Genomic DNA, 12,375 nt, shown 5'->3' with positions numbered 1-12,375 from the left:
TTTTGGAATTTAGTCGGTCATGAAGGTTCTGAGAATGTTTCTGGGGCTTGTTTTAGTCATAGTTGGCGTTTTCGCGGTAGTTTCGATCTATCTGTATTTCAATCAGAAGAACATGATGTTCTACCCGACGAAGGATTTGGCGGTCACGCCCGGCGATATCAATATCGCCTTCGAAGATGTTTTTATCGATACGTCCGATCGCGCGCGACTTCACGCTTGGTATGTCCAACCGCAGACAGAATCGAAAAAAGTCGTGCTGTTCTGCCACGGGAACGCCGGAAACATCTCGCATCGTCTGGAGACAGTCGAGTTTCTGTACAATCGGGGTGTCAATGTTCTGATATTCGATTACCGCGGGTATGGTCGCTCGACCGGCGAGCCGGATGAGGATGGTCTCTATGCCGATGCTACGGCTTGCTATGAATGGCTAAAGCAAGGCAGAGGTTTTTCGCCTGATAGTATTTATATTTTCGGACGGTCTTTGGGCGGCGCGGTGGCTATTGAGCTTGCCACGAAAGTGCCGTGCGCTGCTTTGATTGTGGAATCATCGTTTACGACAGCAGCCGAGATGGCTGACAAGATTTTCCCGATTTTACCGACGAGACTTCTTTTGAAATACGAATTCCGCTCGATAGACAAAATCGACAGGGTTAACTGCCCTTTGCTGGTGACGCATTCACCCGATGATGATCTGGTGCCGTTCGAGATGGGGAGAGCTTTGTTTGAGAGGGCCAACGAACCGAAAGAGTTCGTGGAGCTTTTCGGCGGCCACAACGACCGGGGCTATATCAACTCCCCGCCGTATGTTGAGGCTTTCAAGAGATTGTTCGCGACAACGCAATAGTATGGATTCCGATAGTAGAGGAGTATGTATGATAGTGAGAACCTTGACCACTCCGAGTCTTCATCGTGGGCCACGTACTCTGAGGCGGTCAGCGTGAACGCAGAAACAACTCGCAATTTTCTATCAAGACGTAGCGTAAGGCTTGTCGCTCTGTCCATTCTGGTCCTGCTGTTGATCGTCTTTTTGATTCAAACTTACCACCGTGCTTATCGCGATGTCGGATATGACTTCACGAGCTATCTTCTCTCGGCAAAGGCGGTGATGCACGGAGAGAATCCGTTTGAAACCGACACTCCCTTTACATACAGCTATCCAATGTTCTTTGCCTTTGTCTTAATTCCGCTCAGTCTTCTGCCCTACTGGCTAAGCAACTTCGTCTGGTATCTGATCAATGTAGCAGCAATGCTCGGTTCGATAATCATTCTACTGCGACTATCATTGCAGGACAGCTCGACCTCGTGGGGGCGTCATCTGTTTGCGCCTGTTGTACTGGTTCTAATGCTTCTCACTTCCATTCTTCAGAACCACTTTCTCAACGGGCAGGTCAATTTCGTTGTGCTGCTGTTTTGCGTCCTGTTTTTGAAATACGACTCCGAGGACAAACCTCTGGCGGCATCAGTATTCCTTGCTCTGGCGGCCGCCATTAAGCTCGTGCCACTCATATTCTTCGTGTTTCTGCTCTTGCGACGCCGGTTCAAAACGTTGATCCTGTCGGCTCTTTTATTTTCCGCCTTCTTCATTCTGCCGGTTGTCACCCTCGGTGGCGACACCTTCACCATTTATGGCGAGTACATCCGCGGCTTTGTTTTTGGCAAATTCTCCGGTGGAGGAGCACACGACTCCGGGCAGATATACTTTACACTCAGCGGTGTGGTTGGAAACCTTGTACCGGCGTTGCAGGGTTGGTCGGGCCTTAAGGTCATCTCCGCACTTATTGTGGTACTGACGGTCGGCATTATCGATGTAGTCTCTCGGCGCAAGGACAACCGGAGATCGGACGTGTGGGTCTTTAGCCTCTACCTTCTGGCGATATTGTTTATAACTCCGCTCTCCGAAAAACATCATCTGGCCTATCTGATTCCGGCAGCGTCAGCTTTGTTGGTCAGACTACTTTACGACCGCAGCCATTCCGTCTTGCCGGGCGGGATGCTGCTGACCGGTTTCTTCATCTTTTTCTATCTGGGCAACGGCTTTGGTGGGCCTCTCTATTTTATATCCTTGACTCTCCTCTTCGTGGCTCTTGCCCGGATATCCTTACGACATCCTGTGTCACAGCCAAATTAGGTCGGGTTCCGACCTGTCCCGCGCTTCGCGGGATTCCAAAAAATATAATCGTGAGAAACCCGACATTTGATTTCGGCTTTTTCACCATGTCGGGTTGCTTGGTTCACGTCCCCTCGCGTTGCTCGCGGTGTGCCCGTCGGAACGCCGACCTACTTGGACTATCCCAAAATTTCTCAGTTGTCGAAACTTCTCCGCCGATGGCGGAGACCCTGACGGGCAGGAGTTTCGACCTACTTTTCTTCCACGTCTTGCACTATACTCAAGGAATATAATATCCTCCCATCTGCACAAGCATTATAGCTGTACCGAAGCTGCCGGTCAATACCGAATTGCCGCCTGCAGCCGGAACAAATCCGACAGCCGATAGCCATTGCCCGGCGACAAAAAGTACTGAAAATACTCCCGGCTGAGGCGGGCCGGGCGGATCAGGGAACTTAAAACCGCAAAGGCTGTTGTAGTCTATTGAATTTGATAACCGCCTGCGACGCGTAACTTTTTGTTGACAAAACAGGAATAAACGGTATAATTGTCGGGTCTTTATGTCTACCCGGACAGTTAAGAAGCTGTTCGGTTTTTTTCTGCGTGATTATTCCCATAAAGTCTAATCTGTAGATTATTTGGAAAGTGTTACCTGGCAGATGTTTCTGCTGACGAAAGATGAATTGATTTATGGCTGATATCGCTCACATTCGAAACCTTGCTATCGTTGCTCATATCGACCACGGCAAAACGACACTCATAGACTCGGTATTCAAGGCTACAAGGACATTCCGTGAAAACCAGGAAGTAGCAGAGCGGCTCATGGACAACAACCCGCTGGAACGCGAACGGGGCATCACCATTCGCTCAAAGCACTGCACCGTGTCATGGAATCATTACCTGATAAATATCATCGATACTCCCGGTCACGCCGATTTCTCCGGCGAGGTGGAGCGGGTGCTTTCAATGGTTGACTCGGTGCTGCTGTTGGTCGACGCCAACGAGGGACCGATGCCGCAAACCCGCTATGTACTTATGCGCGCCCTCAAGCTCGGACTCAGGCCGATTGTGATTGTCAATAAAGTCGACCGTCCCAACGCCCGGGCGGGTCATACCCTGAACAAGACATTTGATCTTTTCATAGAATTGGGCGCTACCGACGAACAGGCTCATTTTCCGGTCCTGTATGGCAGCGGCCTTGATGGATGGTTTGTCAGGGATCTGGACACCGAAGAGCATGAGGGGATGGACGCCCTTTTCCAGACAATCATTGACGAGGTTCCCCCGCCGCAGGTCAATCAGGATGGTGATTTTCTTATGCAGGTCAGTTCTCTTGACTGGAGTGATTATATCGGCCAAATCGGTTGCGGGCGGGTTCTGAGAGGTACGCTGAAAAAAGGTGACAGTTTTACCCGCATGGTCACCAGGCTGAAAGATCCGTCGTCGCGAGACAAGGATTGGTTTTTGCATTCTTGTTCGAAAACCAAAGGTGTCCACATGTGGATTACCCGGGGTCTGACCCGGGTGGAGACCGATGAAGTCTCGGCCGGCGATATTGTTTGGATAGCGGGACCTCCCGAAATCGGCATCGGCGACACTTTTTCCAAAAATGAGGATACGAAAGAAGCCCTCAAACCGCTTGAGATCGAAGAGCCGACTCTTTCGATGTTTTTCATCGTCAACAATGGGCCGTTCTCGGGACAGGATGGCACCGCGATTATGCTCCGTCAGCTAAAAGAGCGTCTCGAAAGGGAACTTCGCGTGAATGTCGCGCTGAGGATGGAAGATATCGGTCGTCCGGATGGCGTGAAAGTATCGGGGCGCGGCGAGCTTCACCTGGCTATCCTGATAGAAGAAATGAGGCGCGAGGGGCTTGAGTTCTGTATTTCCCGGCCGGAAGTAATCACGCGTCTTGATGAAAACGGCAATGTTTTGGAGCCGGTCGAACAGCTTATAATCGATGTACCGGAAGAATATCAGGGGATCATCATCGAAAAACTCGCCCGGCGCAAGGGAGAGTTGTTATCGGTTGAGAATGCCGGTACCAACACTGTCCGCATCGAACTCGAAATCCCCACCCGCGGCTTGATCGGATACCGGTCGGAATTTTTGACCGACACCCGTGGTCTGGGAGTGATGGCTTCCCGCTTTATCGGTTATGGCTTGTGGCGCGGCGAGATTGTATCGAGAAGCAAGGGTTCTGTGGTGAGTATCGAAACGGGCACGGCCACAGCTTATGCTCTGGAAGGACTTCAGGAGCGGTCGGTTATTTTTATCGAGCCGACGGATAAAATCTACCGGGGTCAGATTGTCGGGGAAAATTCAAGAAATATGGACATGACCTGCAATCCGACCAAACGGAAAAACCTGACCAACCATCGGTCATCAACGAAAGACATCGCTGTCAAACTCGATGTTCCCCGCAAGATGACGCTGGAACAGGCGATGGAATGGATTCGCGATGATGAACTGGTCGAGGTGACTCCCAAATCCATCCGGGTCAGAAAAACGATATTGGATGTTGAAGAGCGCAGACGGGCCGAGAAAAAGCAGCTCGCCCTGGATGAAAGCTCCGGTGTGCTGCCATCGAGGCTGTCCGCCTGAGCGCCCTATTACTATTTTCGAAAGAGGATTACTTGAGTTTGAACCAACGATTACATGATACTTCCCTGGAAGACTACAACAAAAGCAATGATGATATAACCGGACAATCCGTTGACGGATTCTATGATCTGGATATTACCCCGAACCTGATAAAGGAAATAAAACGGCTTGGCTTTACGAAGCCTACGCCGATTCAAAAAGAAGCCATACCGGCGGGTATTACGGGCACGGATATTATAGCCCTGGCCCAGACCGGATCGGGCAAGACCCTGGCATTCGGCATTCCGATGCTTCAGCGTTTGTCAAAGATGAAAAGAAGCACCGGGCTTGTTTTGGTCCCGACCCGTGAACTTGCGGTTCAGGTGGAACAGGCGCTTCAGTCTATCGGACGCACCACGCATCTGCGGTCGGTGGTTTTGATCGGGGGAGCCTCGATGTCCGCGCAGTTGAATGCGCTCAGGAAGAATCCTCGCATTATTATCGCTACGCCCGGACGGCTGATGGATCACATTGAAAGAAAGACCGTCAATCTCGCCGACATCGCGGTTTTCATATTGGATGAGGCTGACCGGATGCTGGACATGGGATTTCTGCCGGCTATCAAGAAAATAATGAAGTCAATTCCCGATAAACGCCAGACGATGTTGTTCTCCGCGACCATGCCGAAAGAGATTGAGGTTATTGCCGAAAAGTTGATGGAAAATCCGGTCCGTATCGAGGTCGATCGTTCCGGTGCGACACCATCGGAGGTCAGTCACGAAACGTTCTTCATCCGCAATCAGGACAAGAGTCGGCTTTTGGCTCTGCAGCTTCAGCGCTGTACCGGTCCGGTGCTGGTCTTCACCCGCACAAAACGGATGGCGAGCAAATTGACCGATAAGATGAATAGTATGGGATTTGCCGCGGCCGAAATTCATTCCAACCGGAGCCTGGGACAGAGGCAAAACGCTCTGGAGGGATTCAAACGGGGCAGGTATCGGGTTCTCATAGCCACCGATATAGCGGCGCGTGGAATCGATGTCTGCGGCATCGAGCTGGTGATCAACTATGACATGCCGGCTAATTCGGAAGATTACGTACACCGTATCGGGCGCACCGGTCGTGCCGGAAAGACCGGTCACGCTGTTTCTTTCGCCACCACCGAGCAAAGAGGGTCAATCAGGAGTCTTGAAAGATTCATGAAGACCAAGATGGCAATTTCCGCTTTGCCGACGTTGCCATCGGAAACGCTTCTTTCAAAAGTGGCCGATCAATCGAATTTGAGCCAGTCGTCTTCAAGCAAGCGTTCATCAGAACGCCGGAATTTCAAAAAGGGTGGTTTTGGGAAATTCGCCATGAAGCGCCTCGGGCCAAAGCAGCGATCTTTCAAAGCAAGAAAATCAAAAAAAGCCAAGTCAAAAATCCGGTAACCCATCCGCTTGCGGTGGGATCCTGTTGTGAACGGCAGATGTCTCCATCTGCCCGCGCAATTACCTACTATTTCAAACAACGCAGTGATCGTTGTCCAAATATAAAACAGGGGTGATCACACGATCACCCCCGATTTGAGTTACTCGGACCAAAAGTTATTCAACCGATTCAAGCTCGACGCGGCGATTTAACGCCCGGCCTTCCTCGGTAGTGTTGTCTCCGACAAAATATTCCGGCGTCTCGCCGTAACCCACCGATGACATCCGACTTCCTTCGACGCCTTTGCTCTCAAGGTATGTAACCACGGCCTTAGCGCGGTTTTCAGACAACTGCTGATTATGACCGGCGCTGCCGGTGTTGTCGGTGAAGCCGCTTACCCGAATCTTGATTTCCGGGAACGACTGCATAGTCTGCGCGACCCCGTCGAGAATAACCTTTGACTCATCGTCAATCTCGTAAGAGTTGGACGGGAAGTTGATGTGCAGCGTTATCTTCTCGCCCTTCTTCAGGATCTTGGGACAACCGGTCTCATCCACCTCGATACCAGCCGGAGTACCGGGGCATTTGTCGAGATAGTCCAGCACGCCGTCTTTATCGGAATCCAGCGGACAGCCGTTGGCATCTACCTCGGCGCCATCGGGAGTATCCGGACACTTATCGGATTCGTTGACAACACCGTCACCGTCGTCGTCGAACGGGCATCCGGCGGCGTCGACCTTCCATCCCTTCGGAGTGTTCGGACAGTTATCGAGATAATCAAAGACGCCGTCGCCATCGCTATCGAGCGGGCATCCCTGGGCGTCTACCGGCGCGGCCTTGGGAGTGTCGGGGCACTTATCCAGATAATCGGCTACCCCGTCGCCATCGGTGTCTATCGGACAACCTGACGCGTCCACCGTCACGCCCTCGGGAGTGCCGGGGCACTGATCTTTCTTATCCGGCACCCCGTCGCCATCAGTGTCAGGCTCGCCGCCGAACAAGTAGGCGAGGCCGACCGACACCTCAAGGTATCCCTTAAACGGCCGGTCGCTGTATTTTTCCCATGTATCCGGTCCGTAGAATCCGGCCGGAAAGTCTTCAGATAAATTGGCGAAATCGCGCGTAAGCTTCACCTGCGCGTCGATGGTGAAATTCTCGTTCACCGGAAACAGAAGGCCGGTTCCTATCTTGACATTGAGATCGGTTGAACCGTACGAATCGTCGGTTACAACGTCCTTGACCTTCCAGAGATCAGCTCCCACTCCGGCCAGAAGATATGGTTGGAATCGCCAGTCGGGTTCGTAGAACCAATACGCCTGCGCGCCAAACACCATGCCGGTCAGTTTGGCGGTGGCATTGTCACTGTTGTTAAGCTCATCGCCCGAATTGTCTATGCTGGTTGTATCGTCATACGTCGTGAGATAATTCGCGGTGAATCCGAGCATCCACTGATCCGAAAACCCGCGTTTGACTTCGATGCCGAAGTCCCAGCCCATCATGAAAGGCTGCCGGGAACCGGTTGAACTGGTGAAATTATCGCCGTTGAAAAGCGGCATGAAAACCGGGAATCTGACCCCCACACTGGTCTTTCCCTTCAGGTCCGCTGCAGACCCCGATGCAGCGACAAGGAGCAGCAGCAGCACAACAAGCATTCTCTTTGAGCACATAAGAAACACTCCTTCCGGGTTGTGTTAAAGTTAGTTGAATGTTACTATTTGAAATTGAAAGACACACCGGGATTGTCCTGCCGAACACCCATCCGTCTTCCATGACCGAGCCAAGAATGCATCCTTTCTTTTTGTCCCAAACTTCGGGACTACGTATTGTTTTTGCCGATGACGCGATAGACTAAAGCTCCCAGTATACCGCCGACTATAGGAGCCACCCAGAACAGCCACAACTGTCCGATTGCCCAGCCGCCCGAAAACAGAGCCACGCCGGTGCTTCGAGCCGGGTTAACCGAGGTGTTGGTGACCGGTATGCTGACCAGATGGATGAGAGTCAGGCACAGGCCGATAGCTATGGGAGCAAAACCCTGAGGTGCTCGTTTATCGGTGGCGCCGAGAATGACGAGGATGAACATCATGGTCATAACCACCTCTGTTATCAGGGCGGCCAACAATGAGTAACCGCCGGGCGAATGGGCGCCATAACCGTTCGACGCGAAACCGGCGGAGAGATCGAAGCCCGCTTTTCCCGAAGCTATAAGATAAAGTATCGCGCCGGCGACTATTCCGCCGAGGACCTGGGCTATTATGTAGGGCAGTAACTTGTTGGCCGGAAAGCGCCCGCCGGCCCACAGCCCGACCGACACGGCCGGATTTATGTGGCATCCGGAAATATGACCGATCGCGAAAGCCATCGTCAGAAGAGTCAGGCCAAATGCCAGAGAAACACCCAACAGCCCGATGCCAACATCCGGAAACGCGGCCGCCAAAACAGCGCTGCCGCAACCGCCAAACACCAGCCAGAAGGTACCGATGAACTCAGCTCCATACTGCTTCATCGCTTGTCTCCTTTCGACACGATTGAATTGAGAGCATTTATTGACTGTATCTTTTGTAAGGATTTATGGTCAGTCACTGTAAGCAACATCTGGCCCACGACTGGAATCTCCCATAATTTCGTCGATGCGACTCAGCGCCCCACCTTGTGAGCCTGCTATTCGATCCTGACGAAATAAAGTGGTGCTACTGGTGCACGCCTGATATCCAGCCCCTCGATGTCTTGAGATCCTGTGATGCTTTCCCCGCCGAACATCGAAAATACTATATCACAAATTTTGGTCAGGCGCAATGATTTTGCGCGGGCAACTTTGGCTCTCATTCTGAAAGAACACGAAGGAGTAGGAGTCGTATGCCGGAACAAAAGCCTTCTCCCGCTGTTAATTAGGCCAGAGAGACAATTGACGCACCCAAAACGCCGGGTTTAATTCGGTTGACATCCGGGCCAAAACAGCATATTTTTTCGTTCCAGACAAGTCTATATGGTTACAAATGCTCGACTTAAGTAAAATGAACGAATACACCGGTCCCATCCAAAGCGATCTGGACCAGTTCGAAACCAAACTCAACGACCACCTTCAGGGGGATTCCCCGCTTATAACCTCAATAGCGCGGCATCTTTTAAAAACCCGAGGCAAACGCATCCGCCCCGTCTTTCTGTTTCTATCCTCGCGGGCCTCGGACAATTTCACGGATCACTCGGTCGATGCCTCGCTGGCGATTGAACTGATTCACACGGCAACTTTGCTTCACGATGATGTAGTCGATGAGTCGGAACTTCGTCGCGGTCGCCAGACTGTCAACGCCCAGTGGACCAACCTGATATCGGTGCTGATGGGTGACTATCTGTTCGCCAAGGCATTCAAGATTATGGTCGATGCTGACTCGCTGGATCTTATGAAGGCGATCTCGACCGCCACCGAACGCGTGGCAGTTGGGGAGCTTCGCCAGATCGAAGAAACCGGGAATTACGATTTATCCGAAGATGAATATATATCGATCATCGCCGACAAAACCGCCTCGCTGTTTTCAGTCTCCTGCGAGACCGGGCCGATCCTGAAAAACCGCGTCTCCAAAGAGCGCGCGAGATTCGCCGATTTCGGTGAAAAAATAGGCACCGCCTTTCAGATGGCCGATGACCTTTTGGATTTCGTTGGCGACGCCGAGACGACCGGCAAACAACCGGGCAACGATGTTCTCACCGGCAAAGTAACCCTGCCGCTTATTTATTCGCTGAAGAAAGCGGGGAAGGCCAGTCGCAACGAAGTTCTCAAGCACCTGAAAGACCGGGGGGATAATTCGTTCGAAAAGATTTTCAAGTTCGTGACCGAAACCGGCGGGATCGACTACACCTACCGCAAGGCGCACGACCTGAGCCAGCGCGGCCTGGAATCGATATCTTCGGTGAGCGATTCGATTTATTTTGAGCGTCTGCAGGACATGGTCAATTTCACCACAGCCCGTCAGTCGTAAGACCGCCCGGTTGCTTTTTAAGTTGGCTGCTTTGACCTTTCAAACTTACTTATCGCCAGAGAGTATAAGGTAACACATGTTTGGGCTGGAAAACATTTCGATAGATTTTCAGACCGGGTCAGGGTTTTTCGTCTGGTCGTCGCTGGTCATTCTTCTGGCGCTGGCCGTCTATCTCTACCTTCGCACCAACCCGCCGCTGCCGCGTTATCTCAGAATAATCCTCGGAGCACTTCGCGCGATAGCCATCCTCGCCCTCATAACGGTGCTGTTGGAGCCGGTTATCAGCTACACCCGCGACTACCAGCGAAAGCCATCGGTGGCGCTGCTTCTCGATGAATCCGGAAGCATGGATAAAGTAGAATCCAACCTCTCCCGAAACGCCCGCCGCGATTCGTTGCTGTCATCGAACGATTTCGACCGTCTTCAAAGCTCTGCCGATATCCACAGTTTCTATTTTGCCGGCAACCTCACCAGCGAGTCGGACAAAATCCAGCCGGATCGGACTGCTCTTGGCGATGCTCTCGACGCTGTCAGACAGACTGAAACAGCCCAGCCCTACGACTACTGGCTCGTGCTTACCGATGGTCGCTCGAACTCAGGCGTCGACCCGCGCAAAGCGGCGGCTGGTATCGGCGATCCGGTGATTGCGGTTGACCTGGCATCGGAGGTGGGGAGCTTTGATGTCGGCATCGATGATATCGAGTACAACCCGATCCTGTTCGCGGGTCAACCGGCCGAGATGAAACTGAAACTCAGCTGGCAGGGAGCCGATGACAAAAACTTCGCCATAAGACTTCTCGACTCAAACAGAGTGGTTTTCCAGACCGAATTCAATCCCGACCAGCCCGATGGTCTCGGAGAAACAACCCTCAAGTACACGCCGATGGAGCCGGGGCAAAAAATATTGAAAGTCTCCGTCAGCGCTTCCGGCGCCGAGCAAAACAGCGCCAATAACCAGAAATCATTCTCGGTAAAAGTCCTGAAGAGCCGTTTGATGGTCCTGATAGCTACCGAGCGTCCGGACTACGAAGTTGGTTTTCTTAAAAGACTGCTCGAACAATCGGACAAGTACGAAGTTGATCTCATCGCTACCGGTTCCAAAGCCGGCAACCTGGCGGGACAGTTCCCCGCAACCCAGAGCGAGCTTAACCGGTACGACCTTGTCGTCCTCCACGACCCTGACCCGCGCAAATTGGAAAGCAGGCAAGACCTGCTGAGTTCATATCTCTCCGAGAAGGGCGGTTCAATCTTGGCGCTGATGGGCGAGCAGTTTTGCGCGCGCGGTCCGGTCGACTGGTTCAACCGGCTTCTGCCATTCTCACAATCGCAACGTCAACCGATCGAGTACCGTTCTTTCCACGGCTCACCATCTGAAGGCCAGCTCTTTCATCCTTCGGTGAGACTCGCGGACACCCAGACCGAAATCCGCAAGCTCTGGGCCGACCTTCCGCCGTTTCAGGCAATAGCCCCTTGTGACAGCATAAACCCTCAGTCAACCGTTCTGGCGTGGGCAGCCCTGACCGGCCGCGATGAAAACCGGTTGCCGATACTCGGCTACCGGAGATTCGGCCCCGGCAAATTGATGGCTTCGGCGGCATCACCATTCTGGACCTGGGGATTCGTCAATCTCGGTTTCGGCGAGGACGACGCGAGCTACCGGAAGTTTGTCGAAGGAACTATCAGCTGGCTGACTGTCAGCGATGACCTCGATCCGGTGCGTATCAAACCGGACAAAGATGTTTACCACCGTGGCGAGACTATCCGCTTCGAGGGCTTCGCGTTCGATCTCGGTTTTCGTCCCATTCCCGGCGTCACCGGAACTGTCAGGCTCGAAGACCCCTCGCAAAACCTGAGTTACGAGGCGGATTTGATAGACAGGGGAGAGGGTAAACACACGGCCGAGCTTTATGATGTCGTCCCCGGCCAATACCGGTTCATCGCCCGATTCGAGGCGGAGGGGAGGCAACTGAAGCGGGCCGAAGGTAAGATTCTGGTGGAGCCGTTTTCTCTCGAGCAGGCCAATCAGTCCGGCGACCCCGCAACCCTTGCGGCAATGGCAAGCCTGACGGGCGGACAGTATTTCCGGTTCGACAGTTTCGATAAAGCCATCGACGCGATCAACATGGCACCGGTGACAGTCAGTTCATCCGGCGACATAGCCATCTTTAACAAATTCTGGCTGCTGATAATCTTTCTGGCGGCGCTGTCAGTCGAATGGCTGCTGCGAAAAATCCACCAGCTGCTCTGACATATCACATCAAAAAGATTTAAGTTGCTCGTAGCGTCTTCTGCTGTATA

Annotated in this window: 8 protein-coding genes; 6 read left to right on the top strand and 2 right to left on the bottom strand. The window is 52.6% G+C overall.

The features are described from left to right. Positions 1–19 precede the first annotated feature (19 nt). From AB1483_04980 to AB1483_04965, 4 genes are all read left to right on the top strand, one after another. Positions 20–844: an alpha/beta hydrolase gene (locus tag AB1483_04980; GenBank protein MEW6411814.1), complete on the top strand. Its 825-nt coding sequence runs from the start codon at positions 20–22 to the stop codon at positions 842–844. 24 nt (positions 845–868) lie between these two features. Further along, complete coding sequence (locus AB1483_04975) at positions 869–2,128, top strand: glycosyltransferase family 87 protein (protein ID MEW6411813.1); 1,260 nt, start codon at positions 869–871, stop codon at positions 2,126–2,128. A 669-nt stretch (positions 2,129–2,797) separates the two neighbouring features. Further along, positions 2,798–4,711, top strand: a complete 1,914-nt coding sequence (typA, locus tag AB1483_04970) for a translational GTPase TypA (protein ID MEW6411812.1) — start codon at positions 2,798–2,800, stop codon at positions 4,709–4,711. Positions 4,712–4,749: 38 nt separating this feature from the next. After that, positions 4,750–6,120: a DEAD/DEAH box helicase gene (locus tag AB1483_04965; protein ID MEW6411811.1), complete on the top strand. Its 1,371-nt coding sequence runs from the start codon at positions 4,750–4,752 to the stop codon at positions 6,118–6,120. 156 nt (positions 6,121–6,276) lie between these two features. Here the strand turns inward: AB1483_04965 and AB1483_04960 are convergent, their stop codons facing one another. After that, a complete protein-coding gene (locus AB1483_04960; GenBank protein ID MEW6411810.1) occupies positions 6,277–7,767 on the bottom strand; it encodes an OmpA family protein in 1,491 nt (496 codons plus the stop codon). A gap of 149 nt (positions 7,768–7,916) precedes the next feature. Further along, complete coding sequence (aqpZ, locus tag AB1483_04955) at positions 7,917–8,606, bottom strand: aquaporin Z (GenBank protein MEW6411809.1); 690 nt, start codon at positions 8,604–8,606, stop codon at positions 7,917–7,919. A 490-nt stretch (positions 8,607–9,096) separates the two neighbouring features. Between aqpZ and AB1483_04950 the strand changes: the two genes are divergently transcribed. Then, positions 9,097–10,077 carry a polyprenyl synthetase family protein gene (locus AB1483_04950; GenBank protein ID MEW6411808.1) on the top strand — a complete coding sequence of 327 codons (981 nt, stop codon included), beginning with the start codon at positions 9,097–9,099 and terminating at the stop codon, positions 10,075–10,077. A 76-nt stretch (positions 10,078–10,153) separates the two neighbouring features. Further along, positions 10,154–12,325, top strand: coding sequence for a hypothetical protein (locus AB1483_04945; GenBank protein ID MEW6411807.1), 2,172 nt, complete (start codon positions 10,154–10,156; stop codon positions 12,323–12,325). Positions 12,326–12,375 lie beyond the last annotated feature (50 nt).

The sequence above is a fragment of the Candidatus Zixiibacteriota bacterium genome (genome assembly GCA_040756055.1).
Classification (GTDB): Bacteria; Zixibacteria; MSB-5A5; order GN15; family FEB-12.
The sequence above is the reverse complement of the archived record's forward strand: the minus strand, read 5'-3'. Positions and strand labels throughout refer to the sequence as shown.

Excerpts from the sequence above, each read along its gene's own strand:
- AB1483_04980 (MEW6411814.1), top strand. The coding sequence starts at position 20 with ATGAAGGTTCTGAGAATGTTTCTGGGGCTTGTTTTAGTCATAGTTGGC.
- AB1483_04975 (MEW6411813.1), top strand. The coding sequence starts at position 869 with ATGTATGATAGTGAGAACCTTGACCACTCCGAGTCTTCATCGTGGGCC.
- typA (MEW6411812.1), top strand. The coding sequence starts at position 2,798 with ATGGCTGATATCGCTCACATTCGAAACCTTGCTATCGTTGCTCATATC.
- AB1483_04960 (MEW6411810.1), bottom strand. The coding sequence starts at position 7,767 with ATGTGCTCAAAGAGAATGCTTGTTGTGCTGCTGCTGCTCCTTGTCGCT.
- aqpZ (MEW6411809.1), bottom strand. The coding sequence starts at position 8,606 with ATGAAGCAGTATGGAGCTGAGTTCATCGGTACCTTCTGGCTGGTGTTT.
- AB1483_04950 (MEW6411808.1), top strand. The coding sequence starts at position 9,097 with ATGCTCGACTTAAGTAAAATGAACGAATACACCGGTCCCATCCAAAGC.
- AB1483_04945 (MEW6411807.1), top strand. The coding sequence starts at position 10,154 with ATGTTTGGGCTGGAAAACATTTCGATAGATTTTCAGACCGGGTCAGGG.